This is a genomic window from Pseudomonas sp. 7-41, assembly GCF_021233075.1.
GTDB classification, from domain to species: domain Bacteria; phylum Pseudomonadota; class Gammaproteobacteria; order Pseudomonadales; family Pseudomonadaceae; genus Aquipseudomonas; species Aquipseudomonas veronii.
In genome coordinates, this window is record NZ_CP089551.1 from 3,310,983 (window position 1) to 3,336,924 (window position 25,942).

Sequence of the window (25,942 nt, forward strand, 5' to 3'; positions counted from 1 at the left end):
TCAATGCGGCGCGCGCGGGATGGTCTTGAGCAGATCGTCCGGGCTGATGTAGCCGACCACGCTGCCTGGCTGCGGCAACCCGAGGATGTGCCCCTTGATCTTGCCCACCACATGCATTTCGCAAGGCTTGCAGTCGAATTTCAGGGTCAGCACTTCATCGCCATGGATCAACTGCATCGGCGCAACCTTGGTCTTCACCCCCGTCACGCCCTTGGCCTGTTTGGGGCAGAGGTTGAACGAGAAACGCAGGCAGTGCTTGGTGATCATCACCGGCACTTCACCGGTTTCTTCGTGGGCTTCGAAGGCCGCGTCGATCAGTTTCACGCCGTGGCGGTGGTAGAAATCCCGGGCCTTCTGGTTATACACGTTGGCCAGGAACGACAGGTGCGCTTCCGGGTACACCGGCGGCGGGCTGGTTTCGGCCTTGCGCCCACCACGCGGGTGAGCGTCGATGCGCGCCGCTGTCAGCGCTTCGATCACTTCACGGCGCGCGGCCTTGAGCTGCGAGTTGGGGATGAAGAACGCCTGCGGCGCATCCAGCTCGATGGCGGTGGCGTGGTATTCGGTGGTGCCCAGTTGGCCGAGCAGGTCACGCAGGGTGTCCAGCGCCTGTTCCGGCTTGTTGGCCGCGCCGAACGGGCCGGGCAGGGCGACGCTGGCGGTGATGCCTTCTTCGCTGGTGGCGTTCAGTTCCAGGCGCTCTTCGCGCAGTCGGGCGACCCACGACAGGCCGATCCGGCGCTCGGCGGAGGTTTTGAGCAGCGCCTGTTGCCAGTTGTGGTCGAGGTTGCGGTTCAGCGGGTGGTTGGGGCGCAACTGATGCAGGCCGGCCGGCATTTCGTTCGGCTCGACGCGATAGCGGTAGCGCTTCTCGCCGTCTTCCTCGAACTCGCCCTTGGCCTCGGCGATATTGGCGCGGAAACCCACCACTTCACGCTTGACCAGCACATTCAGGCCGTCGCCGTTGGACAGCGGCTCATGGGTGATCACTTGCAGGTCGCGTTTGCCGGCTTTTTCCACCACGCCCACCGGCAGGCCGGTGAAGGTCGGGGTGTCGAAGGCGCCGATGTCGATCTTGCGGTCGCTGACGAAATAGTCGGTGCTGCCCCGGTGGAAGGTCTTTTCCGGGTCGGGCAGGAAGAAATGCGCGGTCCGGCCGCTGGAAGCGCGGGCCAGGTCGGGGCGGTCTTCGAGGATCTCGTCGAGGCGCTGGCGGTAATAGGCGGTGATGTTCTTCACATAGCCCATGTCCTTGTAGCGCCCTTCGATCTTGAACGAGCGAACACCGGCATCGACCAGGGCGCGCAGGTTGGCGCTCTGGTTGTTGTCTTTCATCGACAGCAGGTGCTTTTCAAAGGCGACGACGCGGCCTTGATCGTCTTTGAGGGTGTACGGCAGGCGGCACGCCTGGGAACAGTCGCCGCGGTTGGCGCTGCGGCCGTTCTGCGCGTGGGAGATATTGCACTGCCCGGAGAACGCCACGCACAGGGCGCCGTGGATGAAGAACTCGATAGCGGCATCGGTTTCATCGGCAATGGCGCGGATTTCCTGCAGGTTCAGCTCGCGGGCCAATACCAGCTGCGAGAAGCCTGCCTGGTCGAGAAACTTGGCGCGGCCCAGGGTGCGGATGTCGGTCTGGGTGCTGGCGTGCAGCTCGATCGGCGGGATATCCAGCTCCATCACGCCCAGGTCTTGCACGATCAACGCGTCGACGCCAGCGTCGTAGAGCTGATGGATCAGCTTGCGCGCCGGTTCCAGTTCGTTGTCATGCAAGATGGTGTTGAGGGTGGTGAAGACGCGGGCGTGGTAGCGCCGGGCGAATTCGACCAACTGCGCGATATCGCTGACCTCGTTGCAGGCGTTGTGGCGGGCGCCGAAGCTTGGGCCGCCGATGTAGATGGCGTCGGCGCCATGCAGGATGGCCTCGCGCGCGATGGCGACATCGCGGGCAGGGCTGAGCAATTCCAGGTGATGCTTGGGCAAGGACATAGTTTTTTTAGTCAGGCTTGTCACGGTCGAGGCGCGCATTGTAGCCGTGAAACGCCTGACCGGCACCTACCGCAGGGCCGCCGGCGGGCTTGGCCTGCAAGGTGCCAGGCCAATGACGGGTGTTTCAATCGACGCGGGTTCAGGCCTTGGCGGCCATCGCGGTGACCTCCACGCGCATGCCTTCCACCGCCAGAGCCGCCACGCCAACTGCGGCACGCACCGGCCACGGCTTGGCGAAGAAGCGCTTGTAGACCTCGTTGAACGCCGCGCGGTCGGCCATGTCGGTCAGGTAGATGGTCAGGTGCATCACCCGGTCCATGGAACTGCCGGCGCGTTCAAGGGCGACTTTCAGGGCTTGCAGGGTGCATTCGCTTTGCGCGGTGATGTCGCCCAGTTCCAGGCTGCCGTCGGCGCGGGTCGGGATCTGGGTGGAGACCAGGATGCCGTTGAAGCCGATCACGTCGGAGGAAATCGAGTCGGCATCCGGATCAGGGGTGAAGGACAGGTCGTGGTTGGCCATGACGTTCTCTTGGCAGGGAAAAGGGCCGCCAATTTAAACACAGGGGGCGCGAGGATCAGTACTCTTCGGCGTTGCAGGCGTGGCGAGCGACGGGTATTTGACGTCAAATGATATTTATTTTTCATCGGTCAAGTCCGGTATTTATTGGCCGATAGCGCAGGAGATAACCCCCGATTCCACGCACGGCTGAGGCTACGTCATGTTCAATCACACACTAAAAACAGAACTGGCGGCCAGGAGGGCCGAAGTCGCTGAATACCAAGGATTGATTGCCGCGCTTGAGCGCTCCATGGCCGTGGTCGAATTCGACCTCAATGGCAAGGTGTTGCGCGCCAATGACAACTTTATGAAAACCCTGGGTTACAGCAGCGCTCAATTGGCCGGCAAGACCCACCGTGATTTTTGCCCGTCGGCGCTGACCAGCAGCCCTGCCTATGCCGAGTTCTGGCAGGAACTCAGGGCCGGCAAGTTCGTCTCGGGCACATTCAAGCGCGTGGACGCCCACGGCAAGATCATCTGGCTGGAGGCCAGCTACAACCCGGTGCTGGATGAGCGTGGCCAGGTCGTGAAAGTGGTCAAGTACGCCCTCGACGTCACGCGCAAAGTGGAGCAGGAGGCGGCGACCCGCAGCAAGCTGGCTGCGCTGGACCGGGCGATGGCGGTGATCGAGTTCGACTTGAACGGGCAAGTGCTCGATGCCAACGAGAATTTCCTCGCGGTCATGGGGTATTCACTGACGGAACTCAAAGGCAAACATCACCGTATGTTTTGCGAACCGACCCAGGTCAACAGCCCTGAGTACGCCGACTTCTGGCGGCGCTTGAACAATGGTGAATTCTTCACCGGGCAATTCAAGCGTATCGGCAAGCACGGCCGCGTGGTGTGGTTGGAAGCGAGTTACAACCCGGTGTATGACGGCGACGGCAAGCTGATCAAAATCGTCAAGTTCGCCAGCGACATCAGCGAGCGCGTCGAGAAGTTCGAGGAGGATTCACGCGGTGCTTCCCGCGCTTACCATATCTCCTCGGAAACCGAGCGATTCGCCGAACATGGCACCCAGGTGATCCACGAAACCGCCAGTGAAATGCGCCGCATTGCCGAAAACATCGGCGCCTCCGCACGTCTGGTGGGGCAACTGGGTGATCGTTCCGAGCAGATCACTGCGATCGTCAATACCATTCGCGGTATTGCCGACCAGACCAACCTGCTGGCGCTCAACGCCGCCATCGAGGCCGCGCGCGCGGGCGATCAGGGCCGTGGTTTTGCGGTGGTGGCCGATGAGGTCAGGCAACTGGCGGGGCGCACCAGCCGTTCGACGGCCGAGATTGCCGAGATGATCGGCCTGATTCTGTCGGAAACCCGTGACGCGGTCGCCAGCATGAGCGCGACCCAGGAAGGCGCGCAACGTGGCGTCAGCCTGGCCGACCAGGCGGGTTCGGTGATTCTGCAGATCCGCACCAGCACCAGCGATGCGGTGCAAGCCGTGAGCATGTTTGCGTCAAAGCTGGATGAGTCGGAGGTGGTTCCGAAAACCGCTGTCGGCTGGGTCGGCTAGACGCGCACCCGGGGTCAGTCTCACTCCTCTACATCCATGAACTCTTTGGCCCAGGCCACGTAGCTCTCCGGCAGGGTGTAGGTGTGAGTAAGCTCGGTGGCACTGAGGTTCGAGGTGCTGTGGGTGAGCTGACGTTGGGCGCGCAGGCTGTCGTAGGTGGCCTTGATCGCCGCGAAGTAGGCGCCGTGGCCGGCCACCACGATGCGTACTCCCAGGCTTGCCAGGCGCTGGCTGTCATTGAGTTTCGGGTTGCCGTAGGTCACCAGCATCAAGGGCACCGTGAGTTGTTGCGCAATCTGCTCAAGGTGCTCGAAGTCGCTGACACCCACCATGCAGATCCCATCGGCACCGGCTTTTTCATAGGCCAGGGTGCGTTCGATCACGGCCTCGGTCGGCAACACCTTCGCGTTAGTGCGGGCGATGATGGACAGCTCGGGGTCGACCCGTGCTTCAAGGGCGGCCCTGACTTTGCCGATGCCTTCCTCGATGGAAATCAGATCGGTCGATTTGCGCCCGAACTGCGCCGGCAACAGCGTGTCTTCAATCGTCAGTGCCGCTACGCCTGCGCGTTCCAGCTCCGCGACGGTACGCATGACATTCAGGGCATTGCCATAGCCGTGGTCGGCATCGGCAATCACCGGCAACTGCGCAACGCGGCCGATCCGGGTGGCCTGTTCAGCGAACTCACTCAAGGTGATCAACGCAAAATCAGGTGCCGCCAGTACCTGCAGCGAAGCGACCGAGCCCCCCAGAATGCCGACCTCGAAGCCCAGGTCGGCGGCGATACGCGCCGACATCGGGTCGAACACAGAGGCCGTCTCAACGCACAGGGGCGTAGCAAGCAGTTCACGGAAATTACGACGCAGGGCTGAGTGGGACACTTTGGGCATGATCTTTCCTGGTTCTGGTCATTGTCGACTGACGATCAATGCCTATTCATAGTCGTAAGAGATTACCACGCCACAAAACCCAGGATTATGACGTTTGAGAATGGGCTATGCCCACCGCACATACGGTGGGCGCGAGGTGTGCGCCGTTCAGTCGGCAGGCTGGCTAAGCAGGTTGAAATGACAGGCGCTGCCACCGCGTCGTTTAGCCTGGTACATCGCGTCGTCGGCCCGTGCGAGCAGTTGCTCGACGCTTGCCCCGTCCCATGGATACAGGCTGATGCCGACGCTGATGTGTGTGTTCAGGCGGTGGGCATCGATCATGAACGGCTGGTTGATCGCGCCGATCAATTTATCGGCCAACACCTCGACCTGCCTGGCGTGGTCCATGCCGGTCACCAGGATCGCAAACTCGTCGCCGCTCAAACGGCCGACGACATCGGACCTGCGCACCGACTGGCTGAGGCGTTCGGCCACCGCCACCAGCAACTTGTCGCCGCACGCATGCCCATGGGTGTCGTTGACCGCTTTGAAACGGTCCAGGTCGATAAACATCAACGCCAGCGGCTGTTGCTGCTGGGTGGCATGACTCATCGCTTGATTGAGCAGGCTCAGAAACAGGCTGCGGTTGGGCAAACCGGTCAGTCCGTCATGGAACGCCAGTTGTTGCATGCGCGCACGTTCTTCGTCCATCACCTTGAAGTTGTGCAGGATCGCGATGAAGTGCGTGACCACGCCCTGCGGGTCGAGCACCGGGGTAATGACCTGATTGATCGTACAGTTGGAGCCGTCCTTGCGGCGCTCGACCATCTCACCCTGCCAGGTCAGGCCCGCCATGATGGTCATCCACAGTTCCCGATAGAACGTGGTGGTTTGCCGTCCCGACGACAAAAGGTGCGGGGTTTTGCCGACCAGCTCCAGCTTCGAATAGCCACTCAACAGGCTGAACGCTCGGTTGATCCACACAATGCAACCCGATCTCTCGGTGATCAGCACCGGGTTTGTCGCCGCGTCCAACGCCCTCACCAACACTTGCTGCTCATCTTCGATCATGGTGCCCTCCGACGGAGCCGGTGACGCTGCAAGTCTTGATGCAGGCTAGGGGCAAGGGGCCCGGCGGCTGTTGATGAAAATCAACTTTTGCGGGCACCAACTGATAAAGATCAAGTAGCCGCTGAGCCGGAACGCTCAATCTGAAGACCTATCCACCGAATCAGATGGCCGCGTGCCGAGGTGCCCCCATGTTGCAGACTCAGCGTTTACTGTTGATTGCCCCTTCGTCCATGACCCGCACACCCTCGTTCGATCGTGCAGCTGCCTTGGCGCGCGCGATGCAGTTGCCGTTGCATATCGTGGCATTCGACTATTTGCAGGCCCTGGCGATCGCCGGGTTGTTTGCGCCCGAACAGATCAATCGGGCCCGGGAAGGGTACCTGGACACCCATCGCCACTGGCTCGCCGAGCAGGCCGAGGTGATGCGCCAGCGCGGGGTCGAGGTCACCAGCGAAGTAGTCTGGGTGCATCATCCTTATGAGGAAATCCTGCATTTCGTCAACGAGATGTCGCTGGCCCTGATCATCAAGGATGCCGAGGAAGAGCCGGCGTTGAAACGGGTGTTCTTCACCCCGCTGGATTGGCAACTGCTGCGCGACTGCCCGGTGCCGGTGCATCTGGTCACCGACTCGCGCCACCCGTTGCCACGCAAGGTGCTGGCGATTGTCGATGTGTTGCGCAGCGAGGAGCAGGACCAGATCTTCAACGACCAGATTGTCGAAGCGGCGGTCAAGCTGGCCGCGCAATGCCAGGCCCAGCTCGAGTTGCTGCATGTGTACGACTGGGCCGCGGTGTATGCCAAGGACATGGGCTTCGGCGCGGTGCCCCTGGCCGCCGGGCTCTATGAGTCGTTGAATGAAGCCCAGCATGAGGCGTTTGCCGCGTTGGCCGAGCGCCAGGGGATTCCCGTCGAGCATCGGCACTTTATCGAGGGCACGCCGCTCTTCAACATTTGCGACTTCGCCCGCGATCACCAGATCGACATCATCGTTATGGGCACCGTGCAGCACTGGGGCTTGAACAAGCTGTTGGGCACTACCGCCGAAAGCCTGCTGCACCACGCGCCGTGCAGCATGTGGGCGATCAAACCGACGCGCAGTTGATGAAGGATTGAACCTGGCGCCAGGACCAACCGGTGCCCGACGAGGTGCGAAATGAGCCAATATCAACGTCTGTTGCTGATCACCGACCGTTCGTTGTATCACTCCCCGGCGCTGCTGCGCGCGGTGGCCCTGGCCAAGGCCAGCGGCGCGGCGCTCGATATCAGGGCGTTTATCGAACCTGCGCCGATCATTCATTTGTGGGAAGAACACGTCGATGAGTCGGTTTTCCAGGACTACCTGCACCGCTATCGCGATTGGCTGATCGACGAAGTCCAGCGCCTGGGCGGTAACGGGCTGAAGGTGACGGTTGAATTGCTCTTCACCACCCACCCTGTGCTGGAGATCCTGCGCACGATCGCCGATCTGAACCCGGACCTGGTGATCAAGGACGTGAAGCTGGAGCCGGTTCTCAAGCGCATATTCATCACCCCGCTCGATTGCCACCTGCTGCGCGAGTGCCCGACCCCCCTGCATCTGGTGAGTCAGGCGCGCTACGGTTTGCCCCATCGCGTGGTGGCGGCCGTCGATCCGTTCGAGCCCGGCACGCAGATCAGCGGTCTGAACGACACCATCATTCAGTGCGCCTACTCCATGGCCCTGCAATGCGATGCGCCGCTGCATCTGTTGTACGCCTATGACCTGTCCCCGGCATTCAACGGCGATGCGCCGATGGCCATGGGCGGTTGGAACGTGGACTTCGCCGAAGAGCTGCGCCAGTCGTTGCACCAGGCATTCGTGACCTTGGCCGACCGTTATGGCGTACCGCCGGAAAGACGCCACTTTGTCATGGGCCAGCCAGTGCCGGTGATTCAGGAGTTTGTCGAGCAATTCCAGGCCGACGTGGTGGTCATGGGGACTGCTCACCGGGTCGGGCTCGACCGACTGATCGGCAGCAACACCGAACGGGCGCTGTATTCGGTGCCGGGCAGCATTTTAGCGATCCGCCAGCCGGGAAACGACGTCAAGGGCTAGCCCGGGCTCTGATCCTTTATTGACAAAGGTCAGAGGCACGGCGGGCCCACGCCGGATACTGAAAATGTGCGTTGTTGATTTCTTACCGCGATGAATCGAGGGGAAACACCATGAACCGCTACCTGTCCGTTTCACTGTTGGCGCTGGTATTGGCAACGTCCGCCGGGTGCAGTCAACATGTCAAGGAGCTTGAGGCTCGCCTGGACTCCGCGGAAAACAATGCCGCCACGGCGCGCCTGCGCGCTGACGAAGCCTACCTCAAGGCGGAGCAGGCGATGGCGCTGGCCAACCAGGCCCAGCGCACCGCTGACGAAGCCAACGAGAGAGCGATCCATATGCTGACCAGCGCGACCCGCAAATAGCCGCTGCTGCGTGTTATGGGGTCAGCACAATCGCGCCGTTGAACTGCCCGCTGCGCAGGTGCGCGAGTGCCTGATTGGCGTCTTCCAGGGCGAAGCGGGTGATGTCGCAGTGGACCGGCGTGTGCTGCACGGTTTGAAAAAACGCTGTGCCGTCCTGTCGGGTCAGGTTCGCCACTGAACGCACGCTGCGCTCGCCCCATAGCAGTCGATAGGGGAAGGCCGGAATATCGCTCATGTGAATCCCGGCGCAAATCACACAGCCGCCCTTGACGGTGGCGGCCAATGCCAGCGGTACAAGCGCTCCGACCGGGGCGAATATCAGGCTGGCATCCAGCAGGTGCGGCGGCAGTTGGTCCGAAGGCCCGGCCCACACGGCGCCCAATGAGCGTGCATAAGCCTGGCCTGCGCTGTCACCCGGGCGGGTGAACGCGTACACCTGTTGCCCGCGGCCCAGCGCCACCTGGATCGCCAGATGGGCGGCCGCACCGAAGCCGTAAAGCCCCAGGTGGGCGGCGTCGGCGGCCATTTGCAAGGCGCGAAAGCCGATCAGGCCGGCACACAACAGGGGCGCGGCTTGAACGTCCGACAGTGTGTCGGGAATCGGCAGGCAGAAGCGTTCGTCCGCCACCGTGTATTCAGCGTAGCCGCCGTCCAGATTGCAGCCGGTGAACAGCGCCTGATCGCAGAGGTTTTCCCGGCCCGATCGACAGAAAGCGCACTCGCCGCAGGTCCAGCCGAGCCACGGCACCCCGACGCGGCGGCCGATCCAGTCAGCCCCGACCGCGGCGCCCACGGCCGTCACTTCACCGACGATTTCATGGCCTGGCACCCGTGGCAGTTGCGCTTGCGGCAACTCGCCGTCGACCAGGTGCAGGTCGGTGCGGCACACGCCACAGGCCAGGACCTTGATCAACAGCTGCCCGCTTCCGGGTGTCGGGATCGGGCGCTGCTCCAGTTGCAGCGGCTGGCCGGGGGTGTGCAGAACCATCGCACGCATGACGAATCTCCAGGTGTTCGGGCGGTAATGCTAGATCGGTCGGCGGCAGCCCGCGACCAGACGCTTGAGACCTTCCAGGTCCAGGATCGTGACGTTGCGGCCGACGATCTGCGCCAACCCCTGGTCGCGCAGGTGCGCGATGCCGCGGCAGATGGTTTCCAGGCGCAAGCCCAGGTAGGAGCCGATTTCCTCACGGCGCATTTTCAGCACAAAGTGCCTGGCCGAATACCCGCGGGAGCTGAAGCGTTGCGACAGGTTCAGCAGGAACGCGGCCAGGCGTTCATCCGAACTCATGTTGCCCATCAGCATCAGCAGGGTGTGATCCTGCACGATTTCACGGCTCAGCAGCCGCGTGAGGTTGTGCTGCAGCGACGGAAGGTTGCGCGCCAGGCTCTCCAGATGGGCGAAGTGGATGGGGCAGACCTCACTGTCCTCAAGGGCGACCGCCGTGCAGGCGTGTGCATCGTCACTGATGGCGTCCAGGCCGAGCATATCGCCGGAGAGTTGAAAGCCGGTCACTTGTTCACGGCCATCGACAGACACGATGCCGGTCTTGAACGAGCCGGTGCGAACCGTATACAGCGAACGCAAGGGGTCGCCGGTACGGAATAAAGCTGCGCCTTTTTTGACCTTGAAGCGTTGCACCACCAACGCATCCAAGTGGGACACGTCAGGACTATCGAGACCGATCGGCAAGCTGCATGCCGACACGCCGCAACCGGAACATGCCGTTTTGGGGGGGATTACCGGTCTGGGGCAGGAGGTGTGCGGTAGCACCGTCGAGCGACCGACTAAACGCAGGTGATGGGCATTCATGCATGCGCTCCGTCCAGGCATGTGCCTGAGTGATAGAGAGAACGAGGAAAATGCGCTGCCAGCGCTTTTGCTCAATATCCCGAGTTCCTGTTTCAATTGAGCTTCAGCGCCGGCTTTAAGACTTGATATACATCAAGCCTCGCGCAGTTGAGGCACCCAGAATCGACGAACGACAATCCACGGGTCGAGCCTTGACGGAGGGGTGTATGAGCGATTTTTTGAGTGCAGAGGAGCTGGAAGGGCTGGACGCGTATTGGCGGGCGTCCAATTACCTGGCGGTTGGGCAGATCTACCTCAAGAGCAACCCGTTGTTAAAGACACCCTTGACCCTGGCGCACATCAAACCGCGCCTGTTGGGGCATTGGGGCACCACGCCGGGGCTGAATCTGCTCTATACGCACCTCAATCGGCTGATCAACCAGTACGACTTGAACATGCTCTTTGTCGCCGGCCCCGGGCATGGCGGGCCGGCGGTGGTCGCGCAGACCTACCTGGAAGGCACCTACACCGAGTGTTATCCCTCGGTGGAGCGCAATGCCAATGGCCTGCTGCGGCTGTTTCGGCAGTTTTCCTGGCCCTATGGGATTTCCAGCCACGTTTCGGCGCAAATCCCAGGCTCGATCCATGAAGGCGGCGAGCTGGGTTATTGCCTGGCGCACGCCTACGGCGCGGTCTTCGATAACCCGGACCTGATCGTCGCCTGCGTGATCGGCGACGGCGAGGCCGAAACCGGCCCGCTGGCCGCCAGTTGGCACTCCAACAAATTCATCAACCCCGCGCGCGATGGGGCGGTGCTGCCGATCCTGCACCTCAACGGTTACAAGATCGCCAACCCGACGGTCCTGTCCAGGATCAGCGAAGATGAACTGTCGGCGCTGTTGTATGGCTATGGTTACGATGCGTACTTCGTCGAAGGCGATGACCCGGCGCAGGTGCATCAGGAGCTTGCCCGCACCCTTCACACCATGCTGCTGAAAATCCGCGAGATTCAGCACGCGGCGCGCCAGCCCCGGCGGGCCGAGACGCCGGAGCGCCAGCTGTGGCCGGTGCTGGTATTGCGCACGCCCAAGGGCTGGACCGGGCCGAAATTTGTCGATGGCTGTCGGGTCGAAGGCACCTGGCGCGCCCACCAAGTGCCGTTGGCCAACTTTCAGGCGCCGGGGCATGTGCAGCAACTGGCGGAATGGCTGAACAGCTACCGTCCCGACGAACTGTTCGATGCCGACGGCGCCTTGCTCCCGGAAATCGCCGCGCTGGCGCCCACCGGGCACCGCCGCATGAGCGCCAACCCGCACGCCAACGGCGGGCTGGTATTACGCACGCTCGACTTGCCACGCTTTACCGACTACGCGGTAGCCCTGCCGGCCCCCGGTTGCCTGCGTGCCGAGGCGACCCGGGTATTGGGCAGCTTTTTGCGCGACGTGATGAAAAACGCACAGGGCGCCGCCAACTTCCGCCTGTTCGGTCCGGATGAAACCGCCTCCAATCGCCTGGACGCCGTGTATGAGGTCAGCGCCAAGGCGTGGATGGACCCGTTGGAGGCCGACGACGTGAACCTGGCGGCGGATGGCCGGGTCATGGAGATTCTCAGCGAACACGTGTGTGAGGGCTGGCTCGAAGGCTACCTGCTCACCGGGCGTCATGGCCTGCTGTCGTGTTACGAAGCGTTCATCCATATCGTCGATTCGATGGTCAACCAGCATGCCAAGTGGCTGAAAACTGCGGCCGACGTGCCCTGGCGCAAGCCGCTGGCGTCGCTCAACCTGCTGCTGACGTCCCATGTCTGGCGCCAGGACCACAACGGGTTCTCTCATCAAGACCCCGGCTTCATCGACCTGGTGGCGAACAAGAAGTCCGACGTGGCGCGCATCTACCTGCCGCCGGATGCCAACTGCCTGCTGTCGGTGGCGGATCACTGCCTGCGCAGCCGCAATTACATCAATGTCATCGTAGTGGGCAAGCAGCCGGAGTGGCAGTGGCTGGATATCGACGCGGCCGTGCGCCATTGCCTGGCGGGCATCGGCCGCTGGGACTGGGCCTGCCGCGATGATCAGGAGCCGGACGTGGTCATGGCTTGCGCCGGCGACGTACCGACCCTGGAAACTCTGGCCGCCGTGACATTGCTGCGCGAATACGTGCCGGATCTGCGGGTCAGGGTCATCAATGTGGTGGACCTGATGGTGCTGCAGTCGTCATCGCAGCATCCCCATGGCCTGGCGGATGCCGCCTTCGATGAGTTGTTCACCACCGACAAACCGGTGATCTTTGCCTTCCACGGCTACCCGGCGCTGGTGCATCGGCTGCTGTACAAGCGCACCAATCACGACAACTTCCATGTGCGCGGCTTCATAGAGGAGGGCGCCACCACCACCCCGTTCGATATGGCGGTGATCAACAACCTGGATCGCTACCGGTTGGCGTTGGACGTCATCGAGCGCGTGCCCCGGCTGCACGAGCAACGCCACACCGCGCAGGCGCGCTACTGGGCGATGATGGAGAAACACAAGCTGTACCTGATCGAACACGGCGAAGACCTGCCCGAGGTGCTGAACTGGCAATGGACCCCGGCCGGCTAGGGGCTACTTGTTCTTCCAGTACTTCTGCATTTCCAGGAACAGAAAGGACGCCGTCCACGTGATCAGCACCAGACCGGTCAGCGCTTGCAGGCCGGTCAGGAACTTGATGTGGCCCATGGGGGTGATGTCGCCGAAACCGATGGTGGTGTAGGTCGTGAAGGAAAAGTACACGCAGTCCATGAACGAGCCATCGAACTGGCCCGACAGGCTGCCCCACTCGCCGTCGCGTGTCATCAGGTAATAGACCAGGGCGAAGCACCAGACTTCGATCGCGTGGGCGAGCAGGGCACCGAATACTCCGATGACCATCCTGAAGCGGCTCCAGACCTTGAGCCGCGGCAGCCAGTCGTTCAGGCGCAACAGGCATTCGTAATGAATGACCACGGCGATGATGACCACCAGCGTATTAATCAGCGTGACGGCCAGCATGGCGAGCCTCAGTGCGTGGTTTCAGGGCGACGCTCAACCTGCGGCGACCGGCACGGGTTTCATCGGCAGCAGCGCGGGGAAGTCCTCTGGGGTCAGGCTTTCCTTTTCCATCAACAGGTGCGCGCCGGCCTCCAGGTCGGCGCGATGTGCCTGGAGTAGGCTCTTGGCGCGGGCGTAGGCCTCGTCGAGCAGGCCGCGTATACACAGGTCGACTTCCCTGGCGGTCTGTTCCGAATAATCTTTCTGCCCCGTACTCTGCATCTGCTCACCCAGGTAGGTCATGTTTTGTCGCTCCAGCACCGACTGCCCCAGTTCGGCGCTCATGCCGAAGCGGGTCACCAACTGCCGGGCGATATCGGTCGCACGGGCCAGGTCATCGGCGGCCCCGGTGGACGTCTGAGCATATATCAGAAATTCGGCGGCGCGGCCGGCCATCAGCACGACGATGCGGTCCTTGAGCATCTGGCAACTGATCAGGAAGTGGTCCTCCGTCGGGCGCTGCAGCGTGTAGCCCAACGAGCCAATGGCGCGCGGCACGATGGACACCTTGTGTACCGGGTCCATGGCCGGCAGGTGGCTCGCCGCCAGTGCATGGCCCATCTCGTGGTACGCCACCACCTGGCGTTCTTCGGGGCGCAGCACGCTGCTCTTGCGTTCGATGCCCGCGATCAGGCGTTCCACGGCCGCGGTGAAGTCGTCCAGGCCGACCGTGTCGGCGCCACGGCGGGTGGCGACAATCGCCGCTTCGTTGACCAGGTTCGCCAGGTCGGCGCCGGTGAAACCGGTGGTGATGTCGGCAATGCGCTCGCTGTCGAGGGCCTTGTCCACGGTGATTTTCTGCAGGTGAACCTTGAGAATCGCCTGCCGCCCCTTGCGGTCAGGGCGATCGATCAACACCTGGCGGTCGATCCGGCCGGCGCGCAGCAGCGCCGGGTCGAGAATCTCCGGGCGATTGGTCGCAGCGAGCAGCACCACGCCCTCGCGGGGATCGAAGCCGTCCAGTTCGGCCAGGAGCTGGTTGAGGGTCTGTTCCTTTTCGTCATTGCCGCCCATTACACCGACGCCACGCATCTTGCCCAGGGCATCCAGTTCATCGATGAAAATGATGCACGGCGCCGCTTGGCGCGCCTGTTCGAACAGATCGTGGACCCGCGCGGCGCCGACGCCGACGAACATCTCGACGAATTCCGAGCCCGAGATCGAGAAAAACGGCACCCCGGCTTCGCCGGCGATGGCTTTGGCCACCAGGGTCTTGCCGGTGCCCGGCGGACCGACCAGCAGCGTGCCTTTGGGAATATGCGCGCCCAGCCGTGCGTACTTGGCCTTGTCCTTGAGGAACGAGACGATCTCCACCAGTTCGGCCTTGGCTTCGTCGATGCCGGCGACATCCGCGAAGGTGATCCCGGTGTCGCGCTGGACAAACACCTTGGCCCGAGACTTGCCGATGTTCATCAGCCCGCCCAGGCCCTGTTTTTCCGCGACGCCGCGAAACAAAAAGTGCCAGACCACCATGATCAGCATAAAAGGCAGCAGCCAACCCAGCAGGCCGCTTAAAAAGGTATTGTCAGTGACCCCGGTGAAGCTCGCGCCCGACTGCGCCAGGCTGGTGGCCAACGTCGGGTCGACCCGCACCGTCGTGAACAGGTTATGGCCGTCGATCGGCACTTGCAGCTTGCCGCTGATCTGGTCTTTCTCGACCTGCAGGTCGCTGACTTTCTGCTCGTTCAGCAACTGCAGAAACTGACTGTACGGGATGCTTTGCACCACGCGGTGTTCCGTCCATAGAAACTGCACAACGGTGAACACGACAAACGCGGTCAGAAAGTAAGACAGGTTCCACTGATGGTTCTTTTTCATGACCTTGACTCAAAAAAGGGCACGCAAGGCAGACACAAACGTTGGATGCCCCAGTCGGCGCACTGGAGCCTGCATCACCTCAGGCGAGCAGCAGGTGATCTTCCACCCGCGTGACGCCCGGCACCGACCAGGCCGCCCGTTCTACGAGCTTGCGCTCGCGCCACAGGTGAACCTTGCCGTCGAGCCGGACCACATCACCGTCGACCCTGACATGAATATCCTTGGCGTCCACTTCAGCATTGCGTTTGAGCGCATCTTCGATGCGTTTGCGGATATCGACGATGTCTACCCGCGGGCTCAGGGTCAGCCGATTATCCACCCCAAGCACGCCGGACAGCTTGCGCACCGCCTTCTCTACGGTTTCTTTCTGGTACTGCCAGTCGACTTGGCCTTCGAGGGTGATCCAGCCGTTCTGAACGATGACCTTAACCGCATTCGCCGGTACGTCGGCGCTCCAGTTGATGATGCTCAGGGCGCGGGAGGCGATGGTGTCGTCCGCGGTTCCGGCGCCTTTGTGCAGGCGCACCTGGATCTCCTCGGCGACTGCGCGCACGCCTTTGATGCCTTTTACCGCGCGCTCGGCGCAGACCTTCTGTTCATAGCTACTGACATGTCCGGTGAGCGTGACAACGCCGTTTTCCACGGCAACACCGATGCTGGCTGCATCGATCTGCGGTTGGAATTCAAGCTCTTCCATAATGGCTTTGCGCAAACTCAAGTCGCTCATGATGGTGTCCTCAATCGAATTCGTGGCTGATGACGGGCCGAGAGTGGCCAGTCACTGGTTTCTACGCTCGAACCACGGAAAATCATTGAGCTATATCAACAAGGCCTGAGTGATTCACTCATTGTGTGAAAGCCAGCCATTAGTTGACAAAGATCAGAGCGCACGCCCCATGGCGCCAGATACTTGACCGACGGTTTTCAGTCACAACAACAGGGCACCACGCTACTCGCTAGGACGTCGGGTTGCAGTCAGGTGATTACATGCGCCCAGGCCGAGGTATCTAATGCTGCCACTCAAACGTATTTTATTGATTGCCCCCTCGGAGATGACACGCACCCCGGCCTTTGACCGGGCCCAGGCACTGGCCATTGCAACCGGCGCGTTGTTGCACATTGTGGCGTTTGATTATGTCGCATCGCTGGAGGTGGCCGGCCTGTTTGACCATGACGCGATGGCCCAGGCCAGGGAAGGCTACCTGCAGGTCCACCGCCACTGGTTGGAGCAGCAAGTGCGCTTTCAACGGCGTGCGGGGCTGGCGGTCAGCTGTGAAGTGGTGTGGGCCAAACCCAACCTGGCGCATGTGCTGGCGTATGTGAACGACTTTCACGCCGACCTGGTGATCAAAGACGTCCAGCATGTCTCGGCCCTTGACCGGACCTTCCATCAACCCCTGGATTGGCTGTTGTTGCGCGATTGTCCGGCCTGTCTGCACCTGGTCACCGACGCCAGGCACCCCAAACCGCTGAAAGTACTCGCGGCCATTGACCTGTCGCACCTCGAAGAACTCACATATGGGCTGAACGAGCGCGTCCTCGAACTGGCTTCGACATTGGCGCATGTGTGCGATGCCCATCTGCACCTGCTCAATGTCAGCAACTGGTCGGTGGTGGGCGATACCCCCACGAGCGTGCCGACCCAAAGCCTGGATAGCAGTTTGGGCGAGGCGGTCAATGACGCGCAGGTGGAAGCCTTCGATGTGCTCGCCGAACGCTATGGGGTCGAGCAGGAACGCCAACATGTGCTGACCGGCATTCCGCACAAAGTGATCAGCTTGTTCGCCCGGCGCAATGCATTCGACGTGGTGGTGCTTGGCACGGTCTATCGCGACAAGCTTGACCGGCTGATCGGCAGCACCGCCGAGAGTGTGCTGAACCGCACCTCCTGCAGTTTGATGATCGTCAAGCCATCACCCTGGGTTGACTGAAACCACCGATTCCATGAGACCTCAAGGACATAGCCATGCGTATGACATTTCTCGGGGCGGCCGGTACGGTCACCGGCAGCAAGTACTTGCTGGAGCATCGCGACCTGCACGTACTGATCGATTGCGGCCTGTTCCAGGGCTATAAGCAATTGCGCCTGCACAACTGGGACACGTTCCAGCTGCCGGTTCAAGACCTGCACGCCATCGTGTTGACCCACGCCCACCTGGACCACAGCGGCTACCTGCCGGTACTGGTGCGCAACGGCTATCGCGGGCCGGTGTATGCCACGCCGGCCACCTGCGAGCTGGCGAAAATTCTCCTGCGCGACAGTGGCCGCCTGCAGGAAGAAGAGGCCGAATTCGCCAACCGGCATGGCTTCTCCAAGCACGACCCGGCGCTGCCGCTCTATACCGAACAGGACGCCGAGCGCGCGTTGAAGCTGCTGCGACCGATCGAGCTGCACCACCGGGTCGCGATCGCGCCGGGCTTGACCATCCTGCTGCGTGACGCCGGGCATATTCTTGGCGCGGCGACGGTCGAAGTTGTCGCCGATGGCGTCACGCTGGTGTGTTCCGGCGACCTGGGGCGGCCAAACGATCCCCTGATGTTCGCCCCGGAAACCATCGAGCAGACCGACTACCTGCTGGTGGAATCCACCTACGGCGATCGTCGACACCCCGCTGAGCCTCCCGAACAGCAACTGGCGGACGTGATCAACCGCACGGCGCTGCGGCGCGGCATCACCCTGGTACCGTCGTTTGCGGTGGGGCGCGCGCAACTGCTGATGTATCACCTGTATCGACTCAAACAACAGCACGCGATCCCGGACCTGCCGATCTACCTCAACAGCCCGATGGCCACCGAGGTCACCCGCCTGTACCAGCGTTTTCGCTCTGAGCATCGGCTGTCGCTGGAGGACTGCCAGGGTATGTGCGATGGCACGCACTTTGTGTGTTCCGTGCAACAGTCGATTGACCTGGACCAGCAGCGCACCCCCGCGATCATCATTGCCGCCAGTGGCATGGCCACCGGTGGGCGGGTGCTGCACCACCTCAAGGCGCTGGCGCCCAACCCGCTCAACACCCTGTTGGTGCCAGGCTTTCAGGCCGGCGGCACACGTGGCGCGCAGATTGTCGCGGGTGTGCCGTCGGTGCGTATCCACGGCCAGGACGTGCCGATCAACGCCGAGGTGGTGCCGATGCAAACCCTGTCCGCACACGCCGATGCCGATGAAATCATGCAGTGGCTGCGCGGCTTCAAGCGTGCGCCGAAACACACCTACGTCGTACACGGCGAGCCGAACGCCTCGGACGTGCTGCGGCGGCGCATCAGCCAGGAACTGGGCTGGTCGGTGTCGGTGCCGGAGTATCGGGACAGTGTCGAACTGCCGGCGGTCGCGCAGCCTTTGCCGGTCTAGCGCCAAAAAACGCGCCTGAATCACCGCTCCCGCGCCAAGGATGGGTACTTTCCGACCTGCTGAAAAACATCGCAACCGGATACGCTTTGGCTGATTGAGACTTTTGAAAAATTCTGGAGCTTTTTTATGAATACCGATGAAAAGCTTAGGCAACAGGTGATCGAAGAACTGAATTGGGACCTGGCACTCAAAGCCGATCAGATTTTGGTTCAAGTGTCCGATGGCATCGTCACGCTTTCCGGCAATGTCGCCAGTCACGCCGAGCGCTGGCACGCGGAACAGGCGGTCGCACATGTCGCCGGTGTCGTGGATCTGCTCAACCAGATCGATGTCGTGCTGCCTTCCAGTCATGTGCGGACCGACAGTGATCTCGTCGCGGCTGCCGTTTCCGCATTGCAATGGAATACCTCGCTGGCGGACCACCGCGTCAAAGTCAGCGTGACCGATGGCTGGCTGGTGCTCAGCGGAGAAGTGGACTCTGAGCATCAGCGCCAGACGGCCGGCTATGCGGTGCGCTATCTGCAAGGGATCAAGGGGATCAGTAACGATATCGTCGTCAAGGCCCATGCCTCTGCGCAAACCATCAAGACCGATATCGAATCAGCGTTTCGCCGCAAGGCGATCATCGACGCCCACGCTATCGACGTGCGCGTGGAGGGCGGGGAAGTCACGCTCTCGGGGGTTGTCGGATCGCTCCCGGAGCGGGATATGGCGCGGTTGACGGCATCGGGCACTGCGGGTGTGCAGAAGGTTGTCGACAATCTGATGGTATCGCCCAGCGGCCTTGAATCGCCGGGTTCGACATAACCGTCCGCGATTACCCGCCGATGAGCCCGTTGCGTTTGTCATTGGTAGCCGCCGAGAGTGTTTTTTCGCCGGCTGCCAGGGCGATGCGGGCGAGTTCGGGAATCGACCTGGCTTCGGTCCTGCTCATGATCGACGCTCGGTGCTTTTCCACTGTCCGTTGACTGATCCCCAGGTTGGCAGCGATGTTTTTGCTCGGATGACCGTCCAGCACCATCGCCAGAATCTGGCGCTGCCGTGCGGTGAGGTGGTTGATATGGTCAATCGCAGCCTTGCGAAGGACCTGGGAACTCTCGGTTGCGACTTGGCTGGCCAACGCTTTCTTCACGCTGGTTAACAGCTGCTGATAACGAAACGGCTTTTCAATGAAGTCGCATACCCCAGCCTTCATCGCATCGACGACATCGGCAACGCGGCTGTTGCAACTGATCATCAGAACGGGCAACTCGTCGCCCTGTGCTTTAAGACGGGCCACCGTCTCAAGCCCGCTGATGCCCGAGCGGCGCGCATCAATGATCAGGCAGCCCGGTTGGTCAGCGGTATAACTGTCGAGAAACTGCTCGGCAGCGCCGTAGTCGCGCACCAGGTAACCTTCCGACTCCAATAGCGTGCGCAAGTCGCTGCGCAGCGCGGCGTCGTCGTCCACCACGTAAATGACGGGTTGGCGCGACGGGGGCATGGCGTGAACAGCGTGTACTTCGGCGTGTGTACTCAATGCACTGGCGAGGGTGACGCGCAGCAGGTTCAGGCTCACCGGTTTGCGAAGGAGCATGCAGTCGGCGGTCAGGGCGGACTGGGAAACCTGCTTTTTCGTCTCGGCGGTCAATATGACCGCGGGTGTGGCTCGACTGAATTGATCGCGAATCTTTTGCACCAGTTGGACGCCGTCCGAGGACCGATCGAGCACGTGCTCGGTCAAGATCAGGTCCGGTTGAATGCCCGAGCGCGCGATCCATTCCAACGCGGCGACGCTATCGCGCACCGCTGCCGTTCGATAGCCCAGCGCCCCCAAACCGCAACTGAGCATATCGCCTAGCAGGGCGTCCGGTTCCACGATCAACAGCAGGCACGTGCGAGCCATGCCCAGCGCTCGAGCGTTCTGTTGCCTGCGCGCGCCGGGCTGAACGACTGACGGCGATAACGGCGCGCTGATGGAGATCAGCGTCGCGCGTTCGTCGGCGGTTTTGACCTGAAGCTGTAAACCCAGCATCGCGCTGAGTTCCGCTATCGAGCGAAGGGCAGGCTTGCCACAGGCACCCGGCAACGAAGCCTCATAGACAGGCATCGACACGATACGCAAGGCGTCGTCGCGGCTTTTGCAGCCCGCGAACCACAGCTCGATGCTCAGCCACTCCGAGTGGCGCCTGCAGCCCAGTGTCAGGCGCAGCGTGCTGGTACTGTCCATGATGTTGGCAAGCAGACCGCTCAAGAGTTGCCTGAGGCAATCGGGAAGGCTCCTGACCCACGACGAACACGGCACGATTCGCAGGTTGCGGTGCTGGGCGGCGGCCAACGGCAAAAAGTCTTGAGCCAATGCCTTGAAGAGGGCCTGTATGGGGAAATCCACCGCTGCGTGGCGATCATAGTCTGTCGTGGGGGCGGGTTGGTCGAGCCCGAATCGACTCAACAATTTCTCCAGCGTGGCATCCAATTGTTCAAGCACCCTGCGCGCCGGTGTCGCGGGGTCGAATTCACAGGCCTCAAGCTGCCCGACGATGAGTGAAACCAATTGCGCGGTCTGGCGAAGTTTCTGATCGATGCCGCCCAACCGTTCAGCGGGGAGAGGACAGTAGGCCGATGCCGGGCCTGATGCCTGACGTGGCAACACATCTTCCGACATGGATTGCTTGACTTGCATGATTACCCCTCCTGGCAAGACGCAAAGTCGTATTGCCTGATGCGCAATCCTATGCAGTTTGTAAGGCGGCTTAATTGATCTATGTAAGTATTTACCGAACCCCGACGGTTCTAAACCGCTCGGTTGATCGCGAGCCAGCAGGCCATTCACGCTGAACGCCTTGTTCAGGCCGCCTTTCGGTTCACATCACCGCGCTTTGCGCCAACGAAGTGCGCCGACGGCACCGTTAGAGTGCCCGCTCTTCAGGCCCTGGCCCGGGCTCAAGGGGGCAGACGTAAGTAGTTTCCGACGCTAGCCAGCTGAATGCATTCAGGCCAACGTAATGCCGGTTCGTGGGGACGGCGGCTGAAGGTAGCCGGTTGACGTTGGTTAACTCAATCTCATGGGAAGGCAACCGTTATGGCTTATACAACGATCAATCCATACAACGGCGAGTTGCTCGCACAATTCGATACGCTGACGGCTGAGCAACTGGAGCACAAACTGGCGGCTGCGGCGCAGTGCTATGCGACGTGGAAACACACAACGTATGCCCAGCGCGCCTCGATCATCGCGAAGGCCGGTGAATTGATGCATCAGCGCTTCGATGCCCTGGCCCGTAAGATCACGCTGGAAATGGGCAAGCGCATCGACGAGGCCCGAGGCGAAGTCAAATTCAGCGCCGATATCATGGCGTACTACGCCAAGAACGCGGAACGCTTCCTGGCCCCGCAAGCGCTGGAGCCGAGCCAAGGCGAGGCGCACATGGAGAGCAGCCCCATCGGCGTGATCTTCGGGGTCGAACCGTGGAACTTTCCGTTCTATCAGTTGGCTCGCGTGGCCGGTCCGCATTTGATGGCAGGCAACGTGCTGGTGATCAAGCATGCCGGTTGCGTGCCTCAATGCGCGATGGCCTTCGAGCAAATCCTGCTCGAAGCCGGCGCGCCTGCCGGGCTTTATACCAACTTGTCGATCTCCCATGAACAGTCCAGACAGGTGGTCGATGACCCGCGTGTTCGCGGGGTTGCACTGACCGGCAGTGTCGCCGCGGGCCGCAGCCTGGCGGCCTGGGCCGGGCAGAACCTGAAACCGTCTTCCATGGAGCTGGGCGGCAGCGACGCGTTCATTGTGCTGGAAGACGCCGACCTGGAGCTGGCCGTCAAATGGGCGATCTGGGGGCGGATGTACAACTGCGGGCAGACCTGTTGCGCGGCAAAACGCTTCATTGTCGTGGATAAGGTCGCCGATGCGTTCCTGAAGGGCTTTCAGGCCGGGCTCGCGGCGCTGAAACCCGGCGATCCCATGGACGAAGCGACGACCCTGGGCCCGCTGTCTTCGGAAGCGGCATTGGTGCAGTTGCTCGGGCAGGTTCGCACGGCGACCGATCACGGAGCGAAGGTTCTGCTCGGGGGCACACGTATCGATCGCCCCGGCGCCTTTATGACGCCGACCATTCTCACTGACATTGCCCCTGAAAACCCGGCGTTCCGGGATGAGTTCTTCGGCCCGGTGGCGCTGTTTTTCCGCGTCAAGGACGAAGACGCCGCGATTGCCCTGGCCAACGACTCCGACTTCGGCCTGGGCGGCTCGGTGTTTACACGTGACCTGGACAGGGGGCGTCGTGTGGCAAGTCGCGTCGAGACCGGGATGATGTTCATCAACAACATCAGTTGGAGCGACGCCGAGTTGCCCTTTGGCGGCATCAAGGACTCCGGCTATGGCCGCGAGTTGGGCGACATGGGTATCCAGCAGTTCGTGAATAAAAAACTGGTGCGTTACGTGTTGGCTCAGGCGCCGATCTGAAGCCTTGTCCTGTTTACATTCCGGGTGCCCGGCCATGCGCGGGTGCCTTCAACGGAGCGCGCGATGTACGTCAATGTGGCTGTGCTGAAAGAAACCCACCCGCACGAACGACGTGTGGCCCTCGTGCCTGGCCTCTGCGCGAAGTTATGCGCGCTGGGGGCAAGGCTTCATATGCAGGCGGGGGCGGGTGAAGCGAGTTTTTTGCCGGACGCTGCTTATTCGGATGTGCTGTTCGTGTCCAGCGGCGGACAGTGGCTGCATGAGGCCGATGTGCTTCTCGCGGTGCAGGCGCCCTCGCTGGAAGTCGTAGGCAAGATGAAGCCCGGGTCGGTACTCCTGTGTTTTGTGTATGCGCAGAAGAATCCGGCCTTGGTGCAACGTTTACTGGAGCGCCAAATCACGTGTTTTGCCATGGAGCGCCTGCCGCGCATCACGCGGGCCCAGTCGATGGATGCACTGTCCAGTCAATCGGCGTTGTCTGGGTACTATGCGGTCCAACTGGGCTCGGTGCAGATGTCTCGCATCCTGCCAAAAGTCACCACCGCGGCGGGTATCGTGGGGCCGGCGCGGGTATTGGTCCTGGGGTTGGGCGTGGCGGGGCTGGAGGCGATCGCGACTGCCCATCGCCTGGGCGCGGTGGTGGAGGGCTACGACGTGCGCCCGGAAACCGCGGAACAGGCGCGGTCCCTGGGGGCCGAGTTTGTCGATGTCGGGGTCGATGCGCGAGGCAAGGGCGGCTATGCACGGGAGCTGAGTGAGGCAGAGAAAACCCAAGTCGCTCAAGTGCTGACGGAGCATATCCAACAGGCGGACCTGGTCATTACCACGGCGGCAGTGCCGGGGCGGCCGTCTCCGCGGCTGATCAGTGCCGCACAGCTTGCCGGGATGAAGCCTGGCGCGGTGATCGTCGATCTTGGCGCCGAAGGCGGCGGCAACTGCGAAGGCTGCGTGCCCGGACAGACCGTCACGATCGGTCGGGTAACCCTGATGGCACCGTTGAATCTGCCCTCATCGTTGAGCCAGGACGCCAGCCTGCTGTATGCGAAAAACCAGTTCAACCTGTTGGCGCTGATGTTGAAGAACAACGTCATCAGCATCGACTGGGACGATCAGATTCTGGCGCAAACGGTACTCACCCACGCCGGCAAACTCATGCATTCGCTGAGCCCGGCGGATGCCGCAACCCAGGAGAAGACCTCATGAACAGTGTTGGCTTCGTCGGGCTTTATATTTTCATGCTCGCCGCGTTCGCCGGCTGGGTCATCATCGGGCGGGTCCCGGCGATTCTGCACACGCCGTTGATGTCGGGCTCGAATTTTATCCATGGCATCGTGGTGATCGGCGGGCTTATCGGCCTGCTCGATGCGGCGAGCGTGGCCGAACAGGCGGCTGGTTTTGTCGCGGTGTTGCTGGGCGCGGGGAATGCCGCGGGCGGGTACGCCGTCACGGGCCGGATGCTGGCGATGTTCCAGACCAGCGCGCCGGAACCCAAGCGGCGCAAAGCTCATCACTCTGCCACCCGGAAGCCTGAAAAGGTTTGAGGTTTGACCATGTTGATTATGACGTCGCAGTGGCTGATAGGGCTGGTGTATTTCTTCGCCGCTTTTCTACTGATTTTCGGGTTGTGGCGCATGTCTTCGCCGGTCACGGCGGCCGGTGGCATCCATGTCGCCGGTTGGGGCATGGCGGCCGCCGTTATCGTGAGTTTTCTCTACGTATTTTCGGTGAGTGAGGCGGCCCGGCCACATTTGCCTGTCAACGTCAGCCTCGCGCTCGTCGCGCTGCTGCTGGGCGGTGGCGCAGCGTGGTGGAGCGGGCGCAAGGCGGCCATGACCGCCATGCCGCAGATGGTCGCGATATACAACGGCATGGGCGGGGGCGCTGCCGCCGCGATCGCCGCCATGGAGTTGTTCGGGGGCCGAGTGTTCGACCTTTCCGCATTGGCCGGCACCTTGTTTGGCGCGTTGATCGGTGCGATTTCGTTATCCGGCTCCTTGATTGCCTGGGCCAAGTTGGATGGCCGCATCAACAAGCCACTGCACATGAAAGGCCTGCAACTGATCAATGCCTTGCTGATGCTGGTGACGCTGTGCGTAGGCGCTTGGCTGATGGTGGTCATGCACGCCGAACACGGTTCGTTGAACGGCGTGCTGTGGTTGATTGGAGTGTTCTTCGGCTGCGCGCTGTTGTTCGGTGTGCTGATGACGTTGCCCATCGGCGGTGCCGACATGCCGGTGGTCATCTCCATCTACAATGCCTTCACCGGCCTGGCGGTCGGCCTCGAAGGGTTTGTGTTGCAGGTTCCGGCCATGATGATCGCCGGCATGCTGGTCGGCGCCGCGGGCGTGTTGCTCACATTGCTGATGGCCAAGGCCATGAATCGCACGGTCGCGCATGTGTTGTTTGCCCGATTTGGTGGCCAACCCGTGCGCAAAGGCGCGGCGATCGTGGGTGAGCTCAAGCCGACGGCGGCGAGTGATGCCGGCGTCGCCATGCGGTACGCCAATAAAGTCATCATCGTGCCCGGTTATGGCCTGGCCGTTGCACAGGGCCAACAAAAGCTCTATGAGTTCGTGAAGTTGTTACAGGCCCACGGCGTGCTTGTGCGATTCGCGGTCCACCCGGTGGCGGGGCGTATGCCGGGACAAATGGACGTGTTACTGGCAGAGGCCGGTGTGCCTTACGACCTGATCTTCCAGTTGGACGACATCAACACCGATTTCGCCGACACCGATGTGGTGTTGGTGATCGGAGCAAACGACGTGGTCAACCCCGCCGCGCGCAGCGACAAAGCCTCGCCCATCTACGGCATGCCGATCCTCGATGTGGACAAGGCTCATCACGTGTACGTGGTCAAGCGCGGGGAGGGCAAGGGCTATGCTGGTATTCAGAACCAGCTGTTTTATGCGGAAAACTGCAACATGGTGTACGGCGATGCACAGGCCGTCCTGGTCAAGATGATCGAGGCGGTCAGAGGCTTGGGGTAACCAAGCGGGGCGACGTCACCGCGCAGGCGGTGAGTGACTTCAGTAG

At 61.8% G+C, this 25,942-nt stretch carries 21 protein-coding genes and 2 pseudogenes; 13 read left to right on the forward strand and 10 right to left on the reverse strand.

The features are described from left to right. Together LQ249_RS14830 and LQ249_RS14835 are read right to left on the reverse strand one after the other, a co-directional pair. Positions 1-1,989 (reverse strand): peptidase U32 family protein, encoded by a 1,989-nt coding sequence (locus LQ249_RS14830; RefSeq protein WP_057004080.1) that lies wholly within the window; start codon positions 1,987-1,989, stop codon positions 1-3. A 139-nt stretch (positions 1,990-2,128) separates the two neighbouring features. Next, a complete protein-coding gene (locus LQ249_RS14835) occupies positions 2,129-2,509 on the reverse strand; it encodes a RidA family protein (RefSeq protein WP_046383374.1) in 381 nt (126 codons plus the stop codon). 199 nt (positions 2,510-2,708) lie between these two features. Between LQ249_RS14835 and LQ249_RS31785 the strand changes: the two are divergent. Further along, positions 2,709-3,476 (forward strand): annotated as a pseudogene (locus LQ249_RS31785) (PAS domain-containing protein); the annotation flags it as partial. 111 nt (positions 3,477-3,587) lie between these two features. Further along, positions 3,588-4,064, forward strand: a pseudogene (locus tag LQ249_RS31790) (methyl-accepting chemotaxis protein); the annotation flags it as partial. A gap of 20 nt (positions 4,065-4,084) precedes the next feature. Here the strand turns inward: LQ249_RS31790 and LQ249_RS14845 are convergent. Together LQ249_RS14845 and LQ249_RS14850 are read right to left on the reverse strand one after the other, a co-directional pair. Then, positions 4,085-4,954 carry an isocitrate lyase/PEP mutase family protein gene (locus tag LQ249_RS14845; protein WP_046383376.1) on the reverse strand — a complete coding sequence of 290 codons (870 nt, stop codon included), beginning with the start codon at positions 4,952-4,954 and terminating at the stop codon, positions 4,085-4,087. Positions 4,955-5,101: 147 nt separating this feature from the next. Next, the gene (locus tag LQ249_RS14850; RefSeq protein ID WP_017845750.1) at positions 5,102-6,004 is read right to left on the reverse strand and encodes a GGDEF domain-containing protein; all 903 of its coding nucleotides are present in this window, start codon (positions 6,002-6,004) and stop codon (positions 5,102-5,104) included. 188 nt (positions 6,005-6,192) lie between these two features. Here LQ249_RS14850 and LQ249_RS14855 point away from each other — a divergent pair, with 188 nt between their 5' ends. The 3 genes from LQ249_RS14855 to LQ249_RS14865 all read left to right on the forward strand — a co-directional run bounded on the left by LQ249_RS14855 (position 6,193) and on the right by LQ249_RS14865 (position 8,441). After that, positions 6,193-7,107: a universal stress protein gene (locus tag LQ249_RS14855; RefSeq protein ID WP_232565555.1), complete on the forward strand. Its 915-nt coding sequence runs from the start codon at positions 6,193-6,195 to the stop codon at positions 7,105-7,107. Between the two features lie 51 nt (positions 7,108-7,158). Then, positions 7,159-8,079 (forward strand): universal stress protein, encoded by a 921-nt coding sequence (locus tag LQ249_RS14860; protein WP_232565556.1) that lies wholly within the window; start codon positions 7,159-7,161, stop codon positions 8,077-8,079. A 110-nt stretch (positions 8,080-8,189) separates the two neighbouring features. Continuing rightward, positions 8,190-8,441 carry an Lpp/OprI family alanine-zipper lipoprotein gene (locus tag LQ249_RS14865; protein ID WP_017845753.1) on the forward strand — a complete coding sequence of 84 codons (252 nt, stop codon included), beginning with the start codon at positions 8,190-8,192 and terminating at the stop codon, positions 8,439-8,441. Between the two features lie 13 nt (positions 8,442-8,454). Here LQ249_RS14865 and LQ249_RS14870 read toward each other — a convergent pair whose 3' ends face one another. Then, complete coding sequence (locus LQ249_RS14870) at positions 8,455-9,438, reverse strand: zinc-dependent alcohol dehydrogenase family protein (protein ID WP_102617453.1); 984 nt, start codon at positions 9,436-9,438, stop codon at positions 8,455-8,457. Between the two features lie 30 nt (positions 9,439-9,468). Beyond that, positions 9,469-10,098: a helix-turn-helix domain-containing protein gene (locus LQ249_RS14875; RefSeq protein ID WP_017845755.1), complete on the reverse strand. Its 630-nt coding sequence runs from the start codon at positions 10,096-10,098 to the stop codon at positions 9,469-9,471. 362 nt (positions 10,099-10,460) lie between these two features. Between LQ249_RS14875 and LQ249_RS14880 the strand changes: the two genes are divergently transcribed. Next, entirely contained in the window at positions 10,461-12,830 is a 2,370-nt protein-coding gene (locus LQ249_RS14880; RefSeq protein ID WP_057004084.1) for a phosphoketolase family protein, read from the forward strand. A 3-nt stretch (positions 12,831-12,833) separates the two neighbouring features. On the opposite strand, the gene LQ249_RS14885 is transcribed toward LQ249_RS14880, so the two are convergent. From LQ249_RS14885 to LQ249_RS14895, 3 genes are all read right to left on the reverse strand, one after another. After that, positions 12,834-13,259, reverse strand: a complete 426-nt coding sequence (locus tag LQ249_RS14885) for a potassium channel family protein (protein ID WP_046383380.1) — start codon at positions 13,257-13,259, stop codon at positions 12,834-12,836. Between the two features lie 33 nt (positions 13,260-13,292). Beyond that, complete coding sequence (ftsH, locus tag LQ249_RS14890) at positions 13,293-15,116, reverse strand: ATP-dependent zinc metalloprotease FtsH (protein ID WP_057004085.1); 1,824 nt, start codon at positions 15,114-15,116, stop codon at positions 13,293-13,295. Positions 15,117-15,195: 79 nt separating this feature from the next. Then, entirely contained in the window at positions 15,196-15,843 is a 648-nt protein-coding gene (locus LQ249_RS14895; protein WP_017845759.1) for a BON domain-containing protein, read from the reverse strand. Positions 15,844-16,126: 283 nt separating this feature from the next. Between LQ249_RS14895 and LQ249_RS14900 the strand changes: the two genes are divergently transcribed. The 3 genes from LQ249_RS14900 (at position 16,127) to LQ249_RS14910 (ending at position 19,272) form a co-directional block, all read left to right on the forward strand. Continuing rightward, entirely contained in the window at positions 16,127-17,047 is a 921-nt protein-coding gene (locus tag LQ249_RS14900) for a universal stress protein (protein WP_057004087.1), read from the forward strand. 35 nt (positions 17,048-17,082) lie between these two features. Beyond that, entirely contained in the window at positions 17,083-18,465 is a 1,383-nt protein-coding gene (locus LQ249_RS14905) for an MBL fold metallo-hydrolase RNA specificity domain-containing protein (protein WP_046383383.1), read from the forward strand. Positions 18,466-18,591: 126 nt separating this feature from the next. Then, positions 18,592-19,272 (forward strand): BON domain-containing protein, encoded by a 681-nt coding sequence (locus tag LQ249_RS14910; RefSeq protein WP_017845762.1) that lies wholly within the window; start codon positions 18,592-18,594, stop codon positions 19,270-19,272. A 10-nt stretch (positions 19,273-19,282) separates the two neighbouring features. Here the strand turns inward: LQ249_RS14910 and LQ249_RS14915 are convergent, their stop codons facing one another. Beyond that, entirely contained in the window at positions 19,283-21,127 is a 1,845-nt protein-coding gene (locus LQ249_RS14915) for a response regulator (RefSeq protein WP_232565557.1), read from the reverse strand. Positions 21,128-21,526: 399 nt separating this feature from the next. Between LQ249_RS14915 and LQ249_RS14920 the strand changes: the two genes are divergently transcribed. From LQ249_RS14920 to LQ249_RS14935, 4 genes are all read left to right on the forward strand, one after another. Further along, the gene (locus tag LQ249_RS14920; protein WP_046383385.1) at positions 21,527-22,909 is read left to right on the forward strand and encodes an NAD-dependent succinate-semialdehyde dehydrogenase; all 1,383 of its coding nucleotides are present in this window, start codon (positions 21,527-21,529) and stop codon (positions 22,907-22,909) included. A 63-nt stretch (positions 22,910-22,972) separates the two neighbouring features. After that, positions 22,973-24,112 (forward strand): NAD(P) transhydrogenase subunit alpha, encoded by a 1,140-nt coding sequence (locus LQ249_RS14925; protein ID WP_128191457.1) that lies wholly within the window; start codon positions 22,973-22,975, stop codon positions 24,110-24,112. Next, positions 24,109-24,450, forward strand: a complete 342-nt coding sequence (locus LQ249_RS14930; protein ID WP_017845766.1) for an NAD(P) transhydrogenase subunit alpha — start codon at positions 24,109-24,111, stop codon at positions 24,448-24,450. Before LQ249_RS14925 ends, LQ249_RS14930 begins: the two co-directional genes overlap by 4 nt. A 9-nt stretch (positions 24,451-24,459) precedes the next feature. Continuing rightward, positions 24,460-25,896, forward strand: coding sequence for an NAD(P)(+) transhydrogenase (Re/Si-specific) subunit beta (locus LQ249_RS14935; RefSeq protein ID WP_017845767.1), 1,437 nt, complete (start codon positions 24,460-24,462; stop codon positions 25,894-25,896). Positions 25,897-25,942: the final 46 nt, after the last annotated feature.

What these genes read in the sequence shown, in the direction of transcription:
- LQ249_RS14830 (WP_057004080.1), bottom strand. Translation starts at nt 1,989, where the DNA reads ATGTCCTTGCCCAAGCATCACCTGGAATTGCTCAGCCCTGCCCGCGAT.
- LQ249_RS14835 (WP_046383374.1), bottom strand. Translation starts at nt 2,509, where the DNA reads ATGGCCAACCACGACCTGTCCTTCACCCCTGATCCGGATGCCGACTCG.
- LQ249_RS14845 (WP_046383376.1), bottom strand. Translation starts at nt 4,954, where the DNA reads ATGCCCAAAGTGTCCCACTCAGCCCTGCGTCGTAATTTCCGTGAACTG.
- LQ249_RS14850 (WP_017845750.1), bottom strand. Translation starts at nt 6,004, where the DNA reads ATGATCGAAGATGAGCAGCAAGTGTTGGTGAGGGCGTTGGACGCGGCG.
- LQ249_RS14855 (WP_232565555.1), top strand. Translation starts at nt 6,193, where the DNA reads ATGTTGCAGACTCAGCGTTTACTGTTGATTGCCCCTTCGTCCATGACC.
- LQ249_RS14860 (WP_232565556.1), top strand. Translation starts at nt 7,159, where the DNA reads ATGAGCCAATATCAACGTCTGTTGCTGATCACCGACCGTTCGTTGTAT.
- LQ249_RS14865 (WP_017845753.1), top strand. Translation starts at nt 8,190, where the DNA reads ATGAACCGCTACCTGTCCGTTTCACTGTTGGCGCTGGTATTGGCAACG.
- LQ249_RS14870 (WP_102617453.1), bottom strand. Translation starts at nt 9,438, where the DNA reads ATGCGTGCGATGGTTCTGCACACCCCCGGCCAGCCGCTGCAACTGGAG.
- LQ249_RS14880 (WP_057004084.1), top strand. Translation starts at nt 10,461, where the DNA reads ATGAGCGATTTTTTGAGTGCAGAGGAGCTGGAAGGGCTGGACGCGTAT.
- LQ249_RS14885 (WP_046383380.1), bottom strand. Translation starts at nt 13,259, where the DNA reads ATGCTGGCCGTCACGCTGATTAATACGCTGGTGGTCATCATCGCCGTG.
- ftsH (WP_057004085.1), bottom strand. Translation starts at nt 15,116, where the DNA reads ATGAAAAAGAACCATCAGTGGAACCTGTCTTACTTTCTGACCGCGTTT.
- LQ249_RS14895 (WP_017845759.1), bottom strand. Translation starts at nt 15,843, where the DNA reads ATGAGCGACTTGAGTTTGCGCAAAGCCATTATGGAAGAGCTTGAATTC.
- LQ249_RS14900 (WP_057004087.1), top strand. Translation starts at nt 16,127, where the DNA reads ATGCTGCCACTCAAACGTATTTTATTGATTGCCCCCTCGGAGATGACA.
- LQ249_RS14905 (WP_046383383.1), top strand. Translation starts at nt 17,083, where the DNA reads ATGCGTATGACATTTCTCGGGGCGGCCGGTACGGTCACCGGCAGCAAG.
- LQ249_RS14910 (WP_017845762.1), top strand. Translation starts at nt 18,592, where the DNA reads ATGAATACCGATGAAAAGCTTAGGCAACAGGTGATCGAAGAACTGAAT.
- LQ249_RS14915 (WP_232565557.1), bottom strand. Translation starts at nt 21,127, where the DNA reads ATGCAAGTCAAGCAATCCATGTCGGAAGATGTGTTGCCACGTCAGGCA.
- LQ249_RS14920 (WP_046383385.1), top strand. Translation starts at nt 21,527, where the DNA reads ATGGCTTATACAACGATCAATCCATACAACGGCGAGTTGCTCGCACAA.
- LQ249_RS14925 (WP_128191457.1), top strand. Translation starts at nt 22,973, where the DNA reads ATGTACGTCAATGTGGCTGTGCTGAAAGAAACCCACCCGCACGAACGA.
- LQ249_RS14930 (WP_017845766.1), top strand. Translation starts at nt 24,109, where the DNA reads ATGAACAGTGTTGGCTTCGTCGGGCTTTATATTTTCATGCTCGCCGCG.
- LQ249_RS14935 (WP_017845767.1), top strand. Translation starts at nt 24,460, where the DNA reads ATGTTGATTATGACGTCGCAGTGGCTGATAGGGCTGGTGTATTTCTTC.